This window comes from Bradyrhizobium sp. IAR9 (assembly GCF_013408065.1).
Lineage (GTDB): Bacteria > Pseudomonadota > Alphaproteobacteria > Rhizobiales > Xanthobacteraceae > Bradyrhizobium.
In genome coordinates, this window is record NZ_JACBZW010000001.1 from 1070335 (window position 1) to 1088409 (window position 18075).

General features: G+C 64.0%; 15 protein-coding genes. 6 read left to right on the forward strand and 9 right to left on the reverse strand.

The genetic code is table 11. The annotated features are described in order from the left end of the window. Positions 1-21: 21 nt before the first annotated feature. Together GGD67_RS05075 and GGD67_RS05080 are read left to right on the forward strand one after the other, a co-directional pair. Positions 22-537 (forward strand): flavin reductase family protein, encoded by a 516-nt coding sequence (locus GGD67_RS05075; RefSeq protein ID WP_246790736.1) that lies wholly within the window; start codon positions 22-24, stop codon positions 535-537. A gap of 62 nt (positions 538-599) precedes the next feature. After that, positions 600-899: a hypothetical protein gene (locus tag GGD67_RS05080; protein ID WP_018316021.1), complete on the forward strand. Its 300-nt coding sequence runs from the start codon at positions 600-602 to the stop codon at positions 897-899. A gap of 132 nt (positions 900-1031) precedes the next feature. Here the strand turns inward: GGD67_RS05080 and GGD67_RS05085 are convergent, their stop codons facing one another. After that, entirely contained in the window at positions 1032-2027 is a 996-nt protein-coding gene (locus GGD67_RS05085) for a tripartite tricarboxylate transporter substrate binding protein (RefSeq protein WP_179731248.1), read from the reverse strand. Between the two features lie 374 nt (positions 2028-2401). On the opposite strand from GGD67_RS05085, the gene GGD67_RS05090 reads away from it, so the two are divergent. Then, the gene (locus GGD67_RS05090) at positions 2402-3538 is read left to right on the forward strand and encodes a GNAT family N-acetyltransferase (protein WP_179731250.1); all 1137 of its coding nucleotides are present in this window, start codon (positions 2402-2404) and stop codon (positions 3536-3538) included. A gap of 27 nt (positions 3539-3565) precedes the next feature. Here GGD67_RS05090 and GGD67_RS05095 read toward each other — a convergent pair whose 3' ends face one another. After that, complete coding sequence (locus GGD67_RS05095; protein ID WP_179731252.1) at positions 3566-4789, reverse strand: NAD(P)/FAD-dependent oxidoreductase; 1224 nt, start codon at positions 4787-4789, stop codon at positions 3566-3568. Positions 4790-5254: 465 nt separating this feature from the next. Between GGD67_RS05095 and GGD67_RS05100 the strand changes: the two genes are divergently transcribed. The 3 genes from GGD67_RS05100 to GGD67_RS05110 all read left to right on the forward strand — a co-directional run bounded on the left by GGD67_RS05100 (position 5255) and on the right by GGD67_RS05110 (position 9580). Further along, a complete protein-coding gene (locus GGD67_RS05100; protein WP_026201580.1) occupies positions 5255-6601 on the forward strand; it encodes a lipopolysaccharide biosynthesis protein in 1347 nt (448 codons plus the stop codon). Positions 6602-6839: 238 nt separating this feature from the next. After that, positions 6840-8015, forward strand: coding sequence for a glycosyltransferase family 4 protein (locus tag GGD67_RS05105; RefSeq protein WP_179731254.1), 1176 nt, complete (start codon positions 6840-6842; stop codon positions 8013-8015). Between the two features lie 29 nt (positions 8016-8044). Continuing rightward, positions 8045-9580, forward strand: coding sequence for a hypothetical protein (locus GGD67_RS05110; protein WP_179731256.1), 1536 nt, complete (start codon positions 8045-8047; stop codon positions 9578-9580). Here the strand turns inward: GGD67_RS05110 and GGD67_RS05115 are convergent. The 7 genes from GGD67_RS05115 to GGD67_RS05145 all read right to left on the reverse strand — a co-directional run bounded on the left by GGD67_RS05115 (position 9563) and on the right by GGD67_RS05145 (position 18041). Next, positions 9563-11263, reverse strand: a complete 1701-nt coding sequence (locus GGD67_RS05115; RefSeq protein ID WP_179731259.1) for an FAD-dependent oxidoreductase — start codon at positions 11261-11263, stop codon at positions 9563-9565. The genes GGD67_RS05110 and GGD67_RS05115 overlap by 18 nt on opposite strands. Before the next feature lie 66 nt (positions 11264-11329). Continuing rightward, positions 11330-11791: a MarR family transcriptional regulator gene (locus tag GGD67_RS05120; protein ID WP_179731261.1), complete on the reverse strand. Its 462-nt coding sequence runs from the start codon at positions 11789-11791 to the stop codon at positions 11330-11332. Between the two features lie 170 nt (positions 11792-11961). Further along, entirely contained in the window at positions 11962-12909 is a 948-nt protein-coding gene (locus tag GGD67_RS05125) for an ABC transporter substrate-binding protein (protein WP_179731263.1), read from the reverse strand. A 63-nt stretch (positions 12910-12972) separates the two neighbouring features. After that, the gene (locus tag GGD67_RS05130; protein ID WP_179731265.1) at positions 12973-14013 is read right to left on the reverse strand and encodes an ABC transporter permease subunit; all 1041 of its coding nucleotides are present in this window, start codon (positions 14011-14013) and stop codon (positions 12973-12975) included. Further along, on the reverse strand, positions 14006-15529 hold the full coding sequence (locus tag GGD67_RS05135) for a sugar ABC transporter ATP-binding protein (RefSeq protein ID WP_179731267.1): 1524 nt from the start codon (positions 15527-15529) through the stop codon (positions 14006-14008). The genes GGD67_RS05130 and GGD67_RS05135 overlap by 8 nt, the downstream gene beginning before the upstream one ends. A gap of 130 nt (positions 15530-15659) precedes the next feature. Beyond that, positions 15660-17105, reverse strand: coding sequence for a xylulokinase (gene xylB / locus GGD67_RS05140; RefSeq protein ID WP_179731269.1), 1446 nt, complete (start codon positions 17103-17105; stop codon positions 15660-15662). 12 nt (positions 17106-17117) lie between these two features. Further along, positions 17118-18041, reverse strand: coding sequence for a LysR family transcriptional regulator (locus GGD67_RS05145; RefSeq protein ID WP_018316009.1), 924 nt, complete (start codon positions 18039-18041; stop codon positions 17118-17120). Between the last annotated feature and the right edge of the window lie 34 nt (positions 18042-18075).

An 18075-nucleotide genomic window follows, 5' to 3' on the forward strand; every position in this document is an offset into this window, starting at 1 on the left:
GGGCGAGCCCGGAGGTACGTCATGGGATGCCAGATCTCGCAAATGACCGATGTCCGCTCAGTCGAAGCTGCTGAATTCCGCCTGGCCATGCGCAACCTCGCGAGCGGCGTGGCGATCGTGGCGACGGGAACAGGGACCGCACGGCGCGGGCTGACGGTCAGCTCCGTCACCTCGCTGTGCATGGAGCCGCCCTGTCTGCTCGTCGGCGTCAATGCGAGCTCCGAAACGCATGCCGCCATCCTCGCCAATGGCTGCTTTGGCATCAGCCTCCTCGGCAGCGGACAGGAAAATCTGGCGCTGCGTTTCGCCGGCGGCGCCAAGGGCATCGACCGCTTCGCGACGTCGCCATGGGTACAAGGCGTCCTCGACGTGCCGCTGCTCGAACCGGCGATCGGCGTCCTGGAATGCGTGCTGCACCACCACCAGATGGTCGGCACGCATGGTCTCTTCATCGGCAGGATCGTGGCGACGCGCGGCGGGGACGGCGATCCTCTCGTCAACTTTCAGGGCGCACTGCGGGCCTTGCCTCAGGCATAGGCGGCTCCGGCGGTGCCAAACCAGGCATCGTCGCCCAAGGGCCAGAACACGGGAGCGGCATCGTGATCATCGAATGCTTCGACGGCGGAATTGTCCGGCTCACCGAGCCGTTCGACTTCCGCAACTTCAAGCTGGCGCTGCATGCCGACGCGAATTCCGAAACGCAGGGCTGGAAAGGGATCACGCTTCTCGACGATCGTGATGCGCTCGTCTCGATCGATCTGGTCCCTACGCTGGCGGGCCGCCCTGATGACGCAAGCTGGGATCGGCGCTATGCGGAGATGGTAGCCAAGGCGCGCCAGCATGGCTGGATCGATGCCGAGCGACAGGCGATCCGGGCTCATATCGAACGAGCGCGGTAAGGCTGGCAGGTTGATGCAGCGGGCAGACCCGATGGCACTGACCGCCACCGGCAGAACATCCCGAAGAGCTCTCGCTCAGCGACGGCTTCCGTCGGCATTGGTTCCGGCTTCACACGCAGGCCTGGCGCGATCTCAATCGCGCTTGAGCCCTGTCGACCTGACGATGGGAGCCAGGCGGACCAGTTCGTCCTCGACCAGGCGCTGAAACTTGTCAGGACCCGAATCGATGTCCGGCTCCAGACCTTGTGAGCGATAGCTTTCCTGCAAGTGAGGATCGGCCATCGCCGTGCGGGTCGCCGCTGCGATCCGCTCCACGATCGTATCCGGGGTCGCTCTTGGAGCGAACAAGCCAAACCAGCCGGCGTATTTGAGGCCCGGCATGCCGGATTCAGCCACCGTCGGAATCTCCGGCGCGCCGCTCAGCCGCTGTTCGCTCGTCACGGCGATCAGCCGCAGCTTGCCCGCAAGGTGCAACTGCAGGATCTGACTCGATACCACGGCAATGACGGCAGAGATCTGGCCGCTGACCAGGTCGTTGGTGGCGGGGCTCATGCCCCGATAGGGGATGTGGACGACGTCCGCTGCGAGGCCGGATTGCAGCCTGAACATTTCCCCGACGAGATGATTGCCGGTGCCGACGCCTGGAGTGCCGTAGGAGAGCTTGCCCGGGTGAGCCTTCGCAAAGGCTATCAATTCCTGCAGATCTTTCACCGGCAAGGAGGGATGAACCGCGAATGCGAGCGTGCTGCTAATCAGGCGATAGATGGCGCGGAAATCACGAACCGTGTCGTAGGCGGGTTGCGGCGACGATAACGGAATCATCACCTGCGTGCTGCCATTACCGAGCAAAATCGAATAGCCATCGGGGGCGCTCTGCGCCACCGCGGCGGATCCAATCGCACCACCGGCGCCGCCGATATTCTCGACATAAATCGGCCCCAGCAGCGAGCCCATCCTGTCCGCCCAGGGACGTCCGATCTGATCACCAGCGGCGCCAGCCGTATAGGGAATGACCAGCTTGATGGGACGGGAGGGATAATCGTCGGCGGCAGCGCAGCCGGGCCATGCGGCCAGCGCCGTGATCCGCGCCGCCATATCGAACAGCTCTCGCCGTGAAAGGGGGGACATCTTCCGCATATTCCGAACTGAGCTGGTCATCATACACGAATGAGGGACCTTGGAAATCCGTGCAGGACGATCGCTGCCGCGCTTGGCGCAAGCGCACATTCACGACCACCACCGGCGTCAAAGACGAGGTTTCGTTGGGGCAGGTGAACTTCAGCTGCCCGGAGCCTTGTCTGGCATCAGGCCGCCTCTGCACAATCTCATCCTGAGACCAAGCCCAAACGGCTCTGGAATTTAAGAATTTGGTAAGGATACGAACGTGGTTGAGCGCGTTAATGCAAATCGCACACCGCCGGTGTCTAGCTCGTAACGGCCTGCTATAAGGCGTAGCCACGGCTCGATCGACTTCGCGAATTATCCGGTTTCCCTGATTGCGCATGAACAAGCTTAGCAACACGTTCGACATCGTCATCGAGCAGGCGTTCGACTTTCTGTCTCCGGAATATGCCGAGCTGTTTGATCGCTCGGCCGCTACTGCGTTCCAGCATCCGATCTGGCTGCACAGCCTCTACACCAGGCTCGCGTCGGATGCGGGTGCGACACCTCTGGTCGTCGTGGTCCGCCACCGCGCGACGGGCGCCCTTGCGATGGTGCTGCCCTTGCTCCGGATCCGGCGCGGTCCGATCCGAACCGTCGAGTTCGCCGACCTCCGTGTCTCCGATTATCTGGCGCCGGTTTGCAGCCCGAAATTGTTTTCACAACTGCTCGACGACGCCGAAGCATGCGCGGAGATTCGGCGCCTCGTTCGTCCTTTCGACCTGCTCCGGATGACGAAGCTGCCCGACGGGCGGCTTCCGATCGAGAACCTCCTGGCTACGTCCCGCCGCGTATCGATGGACACCAATGCCTACGCGACGGTGCTCGTCGCGCCATTCGAGCAATGGCGGGCCAGTGCGATCGATCGCTCCTATCAGAAGGAGCTCGCAAAGAAATATCGTCAGCTCCAGAAAAAAGGCGCACTGAGCTTCTCATGCTGCAATGACAGCGCCTCCGTGCTCGAAGCGCTGGATGTGATGAGGAAGTTTCGCGGTCCGCGCTTTCAGGCGCAAGGCGACGGAGATCTGCTCCAGCGTCCCGAATATTTCGGCTTCTATTCCGACGTGGCCCTTCGTGGTCTCGGCTCCTTTGTGCGTCTCTATGCCATGAAGATGGACGGCGAAGTGATCGCCGCCGTGCTCGGCCTCTGCCATCAGGGCAGTTTCCTCATCATCATGAGCGCCTTCGACATTGCCGGGTACAAGAGCCAGTCGCTCGGCGCGCTGATGTTCGAGCAGGTCGCGCGGGATTGTATCGAGCGCGGCGATCAGATGCTCGATTTCACCATTGGTGACGAGCCATACAAGAAACTGTTCGGCGGACAGCCCTCGCCGATGTGGGCGATCACGAAAGCCGGCAGCACCGCAGGTGCCATCGCCCTTTTCGCGCTGAAGCAGGCTCCCTGGCTCAAACTGGCGGCCAAGCGGCTGTCGGATTTGCGGCTCCTGCCCGCCCGCACTCCAACGCCCACGCGCTGAAAAACGGCAGGCGAAGGGCCACGGAGCTCAGGCGCGCAACGCCCCGCGAACACGCCCGAGCCAGCCGGGATGCATTTGATCGACGCGGTGCGCCAGGCTGCGCCGCAGGAAGTGCAACCGGCGCCGGACATCCCAGGCGATATCGTTGCGGGATGTCAGGGCCTGGCGGAAGCGCGCCATCTTCAGGGACTGCTGGTCCGCCGCAATCTTGTCGCGGTCGGAATAGAACTGCGGGATCTTGTCCAGGCCCATGCCTGGGGTCGCGAGCCACTTCGGAGCATATTCAGTGCACAGACGATCGACGTCCACCAGCAGGCGCGCGACGCCCGTGCCGGCGGCGGGACAATTGGTCTGGAACGCATCGCCGATGAGCACGATGCCGGGCTGGAGATGTCCCTCGACCACGGTCAGATCCATCACCCAGTTCTGGACACGGTCAGTGACGCGGAAATCGCCGAGATAAGGCCGCAATCCCGGCAGCAGGCGCAGAACTGTCGCTTCCGGCTCACGACGCAGCTCGCGCATGATCGGATCGGTCGGGTCGCGGAACATGAAAAGATTGGCCCGCATGCCGGCGCGTACCGGAAACAGGCTGAGATAGTCGATGCCGTCGGCGGTGCGCTCGCCATAGCAGGTCAGCGCCTCGAAATCGAACGGCGCGCCATCGCGGCGGGCGATCGTGAAGCCGAACGAAACCGAATGGCGTTCGGCCAGAATCTGCCGCTTGATACCGAGTTTATAACCGAGAGCCGCCGCCATGCCCGTGGCCAGAACGACGAGACGCGCAGTCACGCGCCGTCCGGAGGCCAGCTCGAGGTGCTGGACGTCGTCGCTGCAGCTGATCGCGGTGACTTCGTCGACGATCAGATCGGATGGATCGGGGATCCGGCTGCGCGCCATGGCGACGAGGTCGGCATAGGGAAATCCGTAGGCCTGGCCGACGCTGACATCGACCACCTTGCCTTCCCGGATATTGAGCACCTGATCATATCGACAAGCGACATTTTCGAGCGCATCGAGGAAGCCCAGCTTGCGGAGCATCGCCAATTGATGGCCACCGATCTTTTCGACCCGGAACTCATCCGGATGGACTGCCCGCTTGTCGATCAGGGCGATGCGATGCCCTGCCCGCGCCAGCACGGCCGCCGCAAGCGATCCTGCGAGGCCGCCGCCGACGATCGCGATATCCGCAACGATCGTCGAAGTGCCAGCCGCGCCGATCGGCTCGGTCACAGTTCTATCCGCCGTCATGATCCAGGCTCCCACGGTCAACCAAAGCCGCACGTGCAATTCTCCGGCCTGATGTCGCATCGCAGGACCAAACGCGATCATTTCTCGGTATCGAGGTTAATGAAGCAGAGAGCCGGGCTACCCAGACGATAACCGGCACGCCTCTTGCTCGGGATTCTCGGTAAATTCCGGCTTCCGGCAGTTCTGCGGCCGATCCCGGCGAGCCATTCCGCATTCAAGCGCCTGATCTCGCCTTTATCGGCCGTCGATGCGGCACTATGCCGTCAGTCGGCCTGAGCTCGGCGCTGCTCTATTTGGGACAACGGGGACGGCGATGTTCCACAGTGGAGCAACCGGCATCATCGCGGTATCGAGTTGCGGGCGAGATCCTGGACGCCCGCATTAACACTCGCTGTTTTTCGGCATGCTAGGTTGTCACCGATATCGGAACATGTTTTTCAGGGGAGAGCAGCTCCTTAAACTTCCATGATTAAATCCATCCTCCAGCTCATGCGGCGCGATGTCACGCGCGGTGTCGTCGGTACCATCCTGCTCAAGGTTGGTAGCGGCGCGCTCGCGTTTGCGTTGTTTTCGCTGGCGGCGCGAACGATGTCGCCCGACGGTTTCGGTATCTTTGCGACCTGGCTTTCGGTTGCCCAGATCGCCGCCGTCGTGGGACTGGTCGGCCAGGAATCGTTGCTGGTGCGGTTCCTGAACGAGTATCAGGTCGGCGACAGGCCGGACCTCACCAAAGGTGTTCTCCTGTCGAGCTTCAAGATTACCTCGGTCGCAATGCTGATTGTGATCATCGGGATCGCCATCGCGGCGGACATGAGAGGCGACGGGTGGCTGCTCATACTTGCGGTGTCGGCCTATACGGCCGCGACTGCCGGAGTGATGCTTGGCAGCCAGATCGCACGCTCCCTGGTCAGCATTCTCACAGGCGAAGGAAATCGCGAGTTCTTCTGGCGAGTCATCGTCGTCCTGTTTCTGCTCGCCATGCTGCTCGGTCATCGGCAACTCGATCCCGCCGAGTTGATGGCGGTGATGACACTTGCCATATCGGTGGGCCTGGTTGCGCAAATCGTTTCGATCGCGCGCGTGCTGCCGGATTTGCGCGGTACTCCGGCGCGCTCCGAAACGTCCCGCTGGCGCTCGAGCGCCCTGCACTTCTGGCTTGCATCCATCCTTGAAGCTGCAAACCAGTATTTCGACGTCATTCTGGTGTACTGGATGCTGGATCCGGTGACTGCCGGTATCTACTTTGCCGCATCGCGCCTTGCCAACATCTTCGCCATGCTGTCGGCAGCGCTATACACGTTCGGAGCCCGCCGGCTTCCCTCGCTGTATTTCAGCAAGAACCACCGGGAGTTCGAGCGAACCTTACAGCTGATGGCGGAGGTGACCGCGCTATGCGTGATCGCCGGGCTGGCAACGATCTGGATCGGCGGCCCCTATCTCCTCAACCTGTTCGGACCTCATTTCACCGCGCAGCACTCGGTCTTGATCGTGCTCGCAATCGGAACGGCCATCCAGGCCGCAGGCGGCCCGTCTGCTGCGATCCTGCAACTGACCGGCCATGAACGAATCTACGTTCCCGTCGTTGCCGCCAATGTCGCGCTGCGGCTCGTGGGATTTCTCATCCTCATTCCCTGGCTCGGTGTGCTTGGCGCCGCGATTTCGGCGACCGTATCGCTGGCGCTCGCGACCATTGCCCTGAACGTCCTCTGCCGCCGCCGAACAGGGGTGGATCCTTCGATCCTCGTGCTGCTGCGCTTCTCCGCCTTGAAGCGCGGCAATTATGCAGTGCGCGGCGCCGACTCCAGCGACTAGGCCTCAATCACGCCCTCCGCCGGCAGTTCGCGATCACGCGCTGGTAGCGCTCGGGATCGATTGGTTAACGCGCTCGCTGCGCAGCATCCGGGAACCCGTAAAATGCCTGCGGGAACGATGTCGGCGGCCAGGCCTGGCATTAACTCCGTTTGTTGCTAGTCGGTGTCCGCGCGATGCCCGCATGATAGGTACGGAGTTAAGAAGGTGAAGATTTCGTTTCTTTAGCGGGTCGGGATCGGTGCTCCACTATCAGCCGAACAAGGAATTGGGCGAGACGACCGCGACGGCACCCGCGCGGTCGAACGGCAGCGGACGAAAGCTGCACGTGCTTCTCGCGCAGACCCAGGCCGAGAACGCCGGTGCGCAGGAGATCTCCAGGCTTCTCGGCGCCGGGCTGACCGCGCGTGGCTACCGCGTCACCAATCTATTTTTCTTCCGCAAATCGGATTCCTTCGACGAGCCGCCCGATACGCTCTATTGCGCGCCGAGCCGACCCGGCAATCCGGTGGCACTGCTGCGGATGCTGTGGGCGCTCGGCCGCCATATCAGCACCATCAGGCCCGACGCCGTCCTGACCTTCCAGCATTTCGGCAACGTCATCGGCGGCGGCGTGACGCGCCTCGTCAGCCGCGCACCTGTCATCGCCAATCAGGTGTCATCCGCATTGTCGATGAGCTGGCCGGTCCGCACCGCCGACATCGCCATGGGCAGCCTCGGCTTCTTCGATCGCATCACGCTCAATTCGCAAGACATGGAGCGCGAATATTCGCGCTACCCCGCGGCCTACCGGTCGCGCATGGTGCATGTCCCGCACGGCTTCGATGACAAGGCCCTGATCCTGTCGAAGGAAGCCGCACGACAAAAACTCAGCCTGCCGCCGGATCGTATATTGCTCGGCTGCGCAGCGAGGCTGCATCCGCACAAGCGTCTCGACCTGGCGATACGTCTGCTGCCGGATCAACCGTCCTGGCACCTCGCGCTCGCCGGCCAGGGAGCCGACGAGGCCCGGCTGAAGCTGCTCGCGAGTGAATTGAAGGTGTCAGACAGGCTGCATTTGCTGGGGGAAATCCCGCCCAGCCGGATGGCGGACTTTCTCGCCTGCCTCGACGTGTTCGTATTCCCGACCCAGGCCGAGACCTTCGGTCTGGCCGCGGTCGAAGCTGCGAACGCCGGTGTTCCCTCCGTCGTCACCGATCTTCCCGTCTTGCGCGAAGTGTTGTCCTACGAAGGAAAGCCGACTGCGCTCTTCGTCGACGCCTCCGATCACGCGAAGCTCTCTGCAGCCGTCTCCGGGCTGTTGACGGACCAACATTTGAGCGACCAACTGCGACAAAACGCCAAAGGCCTGCGGCTGCGCTATTCGGTAGATGCCATGGTGGAGGAATACGTTCGAATTCTCGGCCAGGTCACTTGACCTGATACGTTGGAATAGATGGGCTCGACATGATCATCGAGTTTCGCTGTGAACGCGACTACGCGCGGCGGTGGATGGATCGCCAGACACTGTCGATCGACGGCCGGGACGTTCCGGTTCAAATCGCGTGGACGGCGACTGCAGAGCCGCGCCCCACAGGTCTCGACGCCCTGTTCGAGCTCGAACGCCTGGTGTTGCACAAGGGCAAACACAGCGGCGCCAACAGGCTGAACATTGTTGCGGAACGGACGCAGGTTCGCACCCGGACGGCCGACGTGATCGTCGATTTCACCGGCGGCGCGCGCGATCCGAACAGCTCGGCCCGGCTGTATCTCCGTCCGCTGTTCAATGGAGTAGCAGGCGAAAACGCCGCGCTCGCCGCCATCCTGGCCGGCGACCTGCCGGTGATCGACATCGTCAACGAGATCGACGGCTCGGTCGTCGATCGCGGCCATCCTTCCGGCGAAATTGCCGCAGGCCTCAGCGGCGCACTCGAAACCGTCATGGCGCGAACGCTGACCATGGTATCGGCGATCCTGTCGGGACGGCCGCGGATTGTGCCGCAACTGGCGCGTCCCGCCGGAGATGGCTCGCGGCGGGGTCCCGCCGGCTATGTCGCGCGCGGCCTTGCCGTGTCGATTGCCAAGGAGATCTATCGCCTCTGCTGCTACGCCCCGCATTGGCATATCGGGTGGCGTTTCAACGACGGCGCAGGCGTCTGGCAGACGGGCGACCTGTCTGGACCAGGTTGGAACATTCTTCCCGATCCCGGCAATCACTTCTACGCCGATCCCATTCCCGTCACGTGGCAGGGCCGAACATTCGTCTTCTTCGAAGACCTCGATCACCGGGTTGGAAAGGGCATCATTTCGGCGATCGAGTTCGGTGACAATGGGCCGACCGGCGAGGTCGTGCCCGTGCTTGAGGAGCCCTGGCACCTCTCCTATCCCTTCCTGATCGAAGACGGCGGCGATTTGTGGATGATCCCGGAGAGCTCAATCCACGGCGACGTTGCCCTCTATAAATGCGTTCGCTTCCCGGACAAATGGGAGAGACACGCGACTCTCCTGTCAGGCCTTGAGCTCGCCGACGTCACGATCACGCGGCACAACGGCCTGCATTATCTGTTCGGCGCCTGGCGCGATGGCACCGGTGGCTATTCGGACTCGCTGGCGATCTATTACGCCGAGCACCTCCTGGGGCCCTGGTTGCCGCACGCCAGCAATCCGGTCCTGATCGACCGTGCAAGCACGCGGCCGGCGGGGAATTTCGTGACCATCAATGACCAATTGTGGCGCCCGGTCCAGAACTGTGCCGACGGATACGGTGCGGCGCTCGCGCTGGCGGAAGTCATCGAGCTGTCGCCGACGGCCTTCAAGCAGATCGTCCGCCATTCCCTCAAGCCCGGACCGGCGTGGCCGGGCAGAAAGCTGCACACCCTGAACCGCTGCGGCCGACTCGAGGTGATCGACGGATCGCGTGTCCAGCCCAAGACCCGCGCCTTCGCGAGCAAACTTCCGTCCGCCGTTCAGTCTCCGCGCACCAGTTCATACACCGCCGGCTGAAGCCGCCGGCGCGCCGTCGCTTGCGCCGTGCCCAAGCGCGCGGGCGAGGACACGCCCGATCGTTCCGACCTGTGACGCGCTGCCACGCCAGGCCACGATCTGATCGGGACGTATCAAAGCAAGGTCGGCGTCATAGAGTTCGCGCAAGGATCCCGGCAGCGTGACGAGCTTCACATCCGCCCCGAGCACGCGGACGGCGTCGGCGACCGCAGCGGGCGCCGGCGCGACCTCGCCGAACTGGAGCAACGTCCATTCGAATCCGAACAAATCGTACAAGGACACGCCGTCCTCCAGCCACGCATGCGGTGCGCGGCCACCGGGACAGGCGCTGGGAATGTAGACGTTCGCAGCATCAGGCGGCGGCCGGCTGCCGTCGGAGACGATGATTGGAGAACCGTCGTAACGCCCACCGAAGGTAACACCGGGGATGTTGAATTCGGCACGAGCGTGCTGCTCGAGATAGACGCCTGCCGTACGCCGCGCTTCGCTGCCTTCGTCCGTGGCGTCCTCGATGTCAGGCGCAGGCGCAAAGAGACCAAGGGAGTCCGCGAAGCGCCGGGCATAGTCGGTGTTGCGGAGCGCCACCGGACGCCGCTCGACCTCGTAGCTGTCGAGCAGCGATACCGGGCTTACGCCCTTGACGACGCTTGCCAGCTTCCAGCCGAGATTGACCGCGTCCTCGATCGCAGTGTTGTAGCCGAGCCCGCCGGTCGGCGTGAATAGATGCGCCGCGTCGCCGCCGAGGAACACCCTGCCCCGCTGCATGCCGTTCGCGACCAGCGCGTGACCTGCGGTCCAGGACACGAAGGACAGCACCTCGCATTCGATCGGAGCGCCGCAGGCGCGCTGGAACGCGGCCTTGGCATCATTGATCGTGATCGCACTCGCGTCTTCACCCGGCCGCAGCTGGGTGTGAAACGCGAATTCGTCGCGTCCGTTCACCGAGGCCATGAAGGCCCGGCGGTCACCATTGAAGCAGTTGTACATCCACGCCTTGGCGTGCGGGATGCTCGCGTAGAACTCCGGCGAGCGGAGATACACAGCCAGCATGCGGCCGCCCATGAAATCGCGATGCGTCCCGGTCTCGCCGCCATAGACGATGCCGAGCGATTGGCGAACCGCCGAGCGGGGTCCATCGGCGCCGACCAAGAAGTCGGCCCGGACCTGAAAGCGCCTGCCATCATCGAGACATTCGATCTCGCCGACGATGCCGTCATCGTTTTCGGTGTAACCGACGAGCCGGTGGCCATAGTTGAGCTGGATACCGGGAAGCCGCTCGGCATGGCGGCGCAGCACCGCCTCGACATATTTTTGCGAGACGCGATGCGGCAGCTCCGCTGCGCTCCAGGAACCCGACATGCCCTTGATCAGCTCGCCCGCGCGGGACGATGACGGCAATGCAAAACGCGCCAGCTCGTAACCGGTATAGCGGGTGAAATACGCAACGTCGGTCGGGTAGTCCGCGGGCAGGCCCTCGCGCCTGATCTCGTCGGCAAAACCCAGCCGCCGATAATGCTCCATCGAGCGCGCCTGCGTTGCGTTGGCTTGCGGATTGAATGCGGTGCCCGGCTTGTCGTCGACCAGGATCGCGGACACGCCGCGCCGGCCGAGCTCGTTGGCCAGCATCAGCCCGCAGGGTCCCCCGCCGACGATGAGCACCGAGGCCGTCAGACGTGTTTCCAATAGGTTTCTCCCCACCAGCACTATCTTGCATGGTAAGGCTGCTGACGATATCGTCAAGTTACCTGACTAATCGTCGAGCGTGTCGAACTTCGCCCCGTAGACCGTCAGCCCTTTCAGGATGGCGTCCATGGCGGACTTGCCGAGCTCGACGCGCATCTCCTGCTCGGCGATGTCGACCGCATCGCGGAACGCGTCGAGCCATTTGCGGCCGGCCGGCGTGAACATGACGATGCGGGCGCGCCGGTCGGTCGGATCGGCGATGCGATCGACGAGGCCGAGCTCGGCGCATTGATCGACCAGCTCGCCCATCGCCTGCTTGCTCATGGACGCACGGCGGGCGAGCTCGGTGAGCCGCGTCCCCTCCAAGTCGAGATTGCGGGTGAGGCTGACATGGGCAATGCGCGTCTCGTCGTGTCCCCGCTCGCCCATCAATTCGAGGACGCGGCCTTCAAAGCGGCGAACCGCGTTGTTGAGCAGGCGGCCGATATTGGCATGCCGCCAGGCGGTACCGGATGTCCTGGATTTCACGAGATCGCTTCCGATTCGACCGGTCGAGGTTGCGCGAGGCTAACACAAGAGGCAGCCCGCCCGCTCGTACAGCAGATCGGCACGTGCATCGGCTTTGGCATGACAGGCAGCGTGGTTTCAAACGCCGCCCGTCATCCCCGTTTCAATCGCTCCCGGCACGGGACCGCATCTTACTGCGAACGATCCGAGGTCCAGCCCTTATACTCGGCGACGTTGTCCCGGGTCACGAGCTTGGACGGCAGCAGCTCGACGGTCGAGGCCGGCTTCTGGCCGTTGAGGATGCCGACGCCCACCTGCACGGCCCGCCGCGCCATGAAGAATGGGTCCTGCGAAGCCGAGGCCTGGATCTGCGGCGACTGCGGATCCTTCAGCGCGGCCTCGATATCGGGCGCGCCGTCGACCGCGGTGATGACGATGCCGCTGCGGTTCTGCTGGCGCGCCGCAAGGTCGGTGCCGATCGCCTGCGGATCGTTGATGGCGAAGATGGCGTCGATCTTGGGGAAGCGGGTCAGATAGCCCTGCGCGACGGTGAGGCCGCCTTCGCGCGAGCCTTTGCCATCCTGGTCGTTGGACAACACCTTGATGCCGGCGTTCTTCGAGAAGACGTTCTTGCAGCCGACGACGCGGTCGATCACCGCCGAGACCTGCGGCCCGTTCTCGATGATGACCTCGCCCTTGCCGCCCAATTTGTCGACGATGTACTGGCAGGAGATCTCGCCGGCCTGCACGTTGTTCGTGGTCACGGTGGCATCGGCGCCTTCGGCCGCGGTGTCGACCGCGACGACGACGATGCCCGCCGCCTGTGCCTTCTTGATCGCCGGCCCGATCGCCTTGGGATCGCCGGGATTGAGCAGGATCAGGTCGACGCCGGCGGCAATGAAATTGTCGATCTGGGTGACCTGCTTGCCGAGGTCGTATTCGAAGCCGACGGTCGTGATCTTCACATTGGGATTGGTCTTCTTCGCCTCGAACTCGGCGCCCTTCGACAGCGCGACGAAGAACGGATTGCCCATCGACCCCAGCGAGACGCCGATCGACTTGAGCTCCTTGGCGAAGGATGGCGCGGCGCTTAGGGCAAGCGCCGTCGCGGCACCGGCGAGCGTGATCGTCTTCAACATTGGCTTCCTCCCTGGTCTGTCTTCATGTCAGGCACGGCAGACCAGTAGCCGCACCGGAACCTTTCACGTCCTGGCGGAGCCCTGCAGCCGATAGCGGTCGAGCGCGACGGCACCGATGATCACCAGGCCCTTGATCACGTATTGCCAGATGTCGGAGACGCCGACGAGGATCAGGCCGTTCGACAGCACCGCGATGATCAGCGCGCCGACCAGCGTACCCCAGATCGAGCCGATGCCTCCGACGAATGAGGTGCCGCCGAGGATCACGGCGGTGATGGCGTCGAGCTCGTAGGACTGGCCGAGCTGCAGGCCGTTGGCGGCGTAGAGCCGCGCCGCCTGCATGGCGCCGCCGAGCCCGGCGAAAAGCCCGGAGACGCCGTAGACGAAGATCAGCACGGCCCAGACCTTGATGCCGGCAAGCCGCGCCGCGCTTTCATTGCCGCCCACCGCGTAGATGTGCACGCCGAGCACGGTCCGGCGCAGCACCAGCCATGAGACGAGAATGACGAGCAAGGCTATCACCGAGAGCCATGGGATCGAGACGACGCCGGGAATGAGCGTCAGCGAGCCGTTGCCGATGAAAGCATAGGGAATCGAGGGATTGAACACCGTGGTGTCGGCGCCGAGCAGTCGCGCCAGGCCCCGCACGGCGGTGAGAGAGCCGAGCGTGACGATGAAGGGCGGCAATTGGAGCAGCGCGATCAGCGCGCCGTTGACGACACCGAAGCCAAGGCCGGTGAGCAGCGCGGCCGGCAGCCACAGCATCCCGAGCTCCGGCATCTTGGAGAGCGTCAGCCCGGCCATCGCGGAAGCCGCCAGGATCGAGCCGACCGAAAGATCGATGCCGCCGGTGAGGATCACGAAGGTCATGCCCGCGGCGAGCACGGTGTTCACCGCCGCCTGCTGCAGCACGATGCCGAGATTTTGTCCGGTGAAGAAGCGGCCCTCGGACAGGAAATGGAAGCCGATGCAGAGGATCAGCAGCACCGGCAGCATGCCGAGCGCGCTGATCAGCACCCTCACCCGCTGGCGCTTGGACTCTGCGGCAGCACCGTTGGTCGTCGTCGATGCCGGCTTGGCCTGCGAAGCACCATTGTCAGGCATCGAGATGCTCCATCCCCGTCGCAAGCGCCATGATGTCTTCCTGGTTCAGCGCGACCGCCACTTCACGCCTGACCTCGCCGGCGATGTGCCCGGCTCGCATGACGACGACGCGGTCGCAGATGCCGATAATCTCCGGCAGATCGGACGAGATGACGAGGATGGCGGTGCCGGCCTTGGCGAGATTGTCGATGATCGAATAGATCTCGGACTTGGCGCCGACGTCGACGCCGCGCGTCGGCTCGTCGAGGATCAGCACCTTTGGCGCAATGGCAAGAAGCCGCGACAGCAGCAGCTTCTGCTGGTTGCCGCCGGACAGGCCACCGGCGGGGACGCCGACATTGGCGGCGCGAATGCTGAGCCCTGCGAAGGCTCGATCGGCGCGCTCGCGTGCCTTGTCACGATCCAGGAACCAGCCGAGCTTCGCATCGCGGCCGAGCACCGCGAGGTTGATGTTGTCCAGACACGACATGTCGAGAAACAGGCCGAGCGCCTTCCTGTCCTCGGTCAGATAGGCGATCCCGGCCTCGAGCGCCTCACCCGGCGCGCGGATCTCGACCGGGCGCCCCTCCAGCTCGAGCCGGCCGGAGGTTTTTGGCAACGCGCCGATGATGAGATGCGCAAGCTCGGTGCGGCCGGCGCCGATCAGACCGGCGAGACCGACCACCTCACCCGCATGCACGGTCAGCGAGCAGCCCTTGACGCGCAGGCCATCGGCCATGTCGATCGCGGCGAGCACGGGATGGCCGCGTCCTGCCTCCGGATCATGGTCCTTCTTGTAGAACGATGAGACGTCGCGTCCGACCATCAGCCGCACGATGGTGTCGGCACGGATCTCGGCCTTGTCGAGCGAGCCGACCAGGCGGCCGTCGCGCAGCACGGTGACGCGGTCGCCGAGCGCGTAGACCTCGTCCATGCGATGCGAGATGTAGATGATGGCGAGGCCCTCGGCGCGAAGCTGCCGGATCAGCGCGAACAGCCGCTCGCTTTCGGCGGCCGACAAGGAGGTGGTCGGCTCGTCCATGATCAGGATCTTTGATCTCGCATGCAACGCCCGCGCGATCTCGACCAGTTGCCGCTGTCCCATGGACAGATGCGCCACCAGCGTCGACGGCTGGAAGTCAGCGCCGAGCCGTTTCAGTATCGGACCGACGGCCTCGCGCATGGCGCCGCGCGCCAGCAAGCCTGTCCGCGATATCTCCCGTCCCAGATAGATATTCTCGGCAACACTGAGATTGGGCGCGAGCGACAGCTCCTGATAGATGATGGAGATGCCCGCCGCGCGGCCGCCGAGCGGGCCTTCGATCCGGACCGGATGTCCTTCGATGCGGATCTCGCCGCCGGGATCGGGTCTGTAGGCGCCGGACAGGATCTTCATCAGCGTCGACTTGCCGGCGCCGTTCTCACCCATCAACGCATGAATTTCGCCGGCATAGACGGTGAGATCGACGGCACGCAGCGCCTTGATGCCGAAGAAGGATTTTGAGACCCCACGCATCTCGAGGATCGGATCGTTCATCGTGCCTCCCGGCGCACAATGCGTTTCCCACCCGCGTCTCAATCATTCTGTCAGCGCGGCTTGCGCATTAAACAAAAGGCCGCGGCACAGGGCAATACCGAACAGGCCGGAATGTAGCATCGAGGCGATGCTAGTGGCGCGGCCGATACAGTTCGCGCCACGCGGGAAGCCGCTCGGCATAAGCATCCGTCAGCCCAGCGTCAGGTTCGAACGTGTCGATGCGTTGCGGCCGCGTGCACACGGTTTCGATTGCCTCACCCGTGACAGCAAGTCGCCCCAATCTCGCCGCACCGAACGCGGCGCCGGTCTCACCTCCGGCGAAGCGGTGGATCGGAACATTCAGCACGTTCGCCAGCACCGAGAGCCAGAAGCCGGACCGTGAACCACCGCCAATGGCATCGGCTTCCGTAATCACAATGCCAGCATCGGCGAGCGCGTCGCGGCAATCGGCGAGCGCAAATGCAACGCCCTCGAGCACCGCCTGCACGATCATCCCGCGATCGGTGCCATGGCTCAAACCATCGAGCATCCCGCGCACGACGGGATCGTCGTGCGGCGTCCGCTCACCCGCGAGATACGGCAGGAAGCTCGCGGGCGACGGTGCCCGCGGGCGCGATCCGAGCGGTGCCAGCAATTCAGCCTCGGTAACGCCGAACAGGCGCGCGGTCCAGGCAAGGCAGGAGGCAGCCGACAGGATCGCGCCGGCTTGAATCCACATGCCGGGAATGGCGTGGCAGAACGTGTGCACGACGCGGTCGGGGTTGGCGGCTATCCTGTTGGTCGGGGCCAGCAAGGCACCCGAGGTTCCCAGCGAGATGAATGCGGTTCCCGGCTCGATCGCGCCGATGCCGACAGCGCCGGCCGGATTGTCGCCGGCGCCGCCCGCGATCACCGGCGGCCCGGTCATACTCCAGCGTCGCGCGAGCTCGCTGCGCAACGTCGTTGCAGGCGCGCATCCCTCGACCAAACGCGGCATGTGCTCGCGCGACAGTCCGGTCGCCGCCAGCGCTGCGTCCGACCAGTCGCGGCGCGCGGCGTCGAGCCACAGCGATCCCGACGCATCCGAGACGTCCTCGATGGCTTCGCCTGATAGCACCAGGCGCAGGTAGGCCTTTGGCAGCAGCACCAACTTCGTCGCTGCAAAGCCTTCAGGTTCGTGCCTCGCGATCCAGAGCAGTTTTGGCGCGGTGAATCCCGGCATCGCCTTGTTGCCCGTCACTGCACGCAAGGCGGGCCAGCGCTGCTCCAGGACGCGACACTCGGCGGCGGCGCGTCCGTCGTTCCAGAGGATACAAGGCCGCAGCGGTCTCAAGCTCGCATCGAGCAGCGTGGCGCCATGCATTTGTCCGGACAGCCCGATGCCCTCGACCGCCGCGAGTTCTCTTCCATGCGATACCTTCAGGGCATCGAGCGTGGCGAAGGTCGCCTCGATCCATTGCGCGGGATCCTGCTCGGAATAGCCTGATTGCGGCGAGGTGATCGTCAGCGGCCGGCTCTCGCTTGCAATCACGCGCTGGGCACCGTCGACGAGAACGGTTTTGACTGCGGAGGTGCCGAGATCGATGCCGAGATACATGACTGCTGCCGCTCACTTCGCCGCGTCGATCCAGATCCCCGGTTCCGAATGCTCGCGGATGTGGCTGACCAGGAAGTCGGAAAACACCCTGATCTTGGCGGGCAGCCGGACGCGGTTTTGATAGGCGATGTTCATGGTGAGCAGCGGCAGCTCCCAGCCCATCAGGACAGGCACGAGCCGGCCGGCCGCGATATCGCTCTGCACGATGTAAAGTGGCTGGATCAGGATGCCGAGCCCCGCGCGTGCCGCACCGCAGATGATCTGGCCATCATTGCTGTCGAGCGTCGGCGCGATCCGCACCGTCTGCGTCGTGCTGCCCTGGCTGAGCCGCAGCGAATAGGGATCGTTGGCGAGATTGTAGATCAGCATGTTGTGGCGGGCGAGATCGGCAGGGTGCTCCGGCCGGCCGTGCTTCTCCAGATATGACGGCGCCGCCGCAAGCACGCGGTGCATCTGGCCGATACGGCGGACGATGATGTTGGAATCCGGCTCGTGCTCGCGCGTGCGGATCGCGACGTCAATGCCGGCCTCGATGAAGTCCAGGTAGCGGTTTGCGCTGATGATCTGCACGCTGAGATCAGGATAGAGCGCGCGGAAGGCGGGCAGCATCGGCGCGAGATAGATCATCGCAAAGGACAGCGAGCTCGTCACGCGCAGCATGCCCTTCGGCGACAGCGCGCGGTCGGAGACGGCATCCTCGGCTTCGGCGAGCTCGTTCAACAATGTGCCGCACCGCTGCAGGAGCTCCTGCCCTGCCTCCGTCAGCCATAGGCGGCGCGTGTTGCGCTCGATCAGCCTGACTGCGAGTCGTTCCTCCAGCGCGCTGAGGTGGCGGCTGGCGGCCGCGTTCGACATCCGCAGGATTTCGGCGGCCTTGGACAGGCTGCCGAGCTCGGCGGTTTTGGAGAAGACTTCGAGTTGGAGCAGCCGGTCCATTTTTGCGAAAACAGGAAAAGAGACTTACAAATTT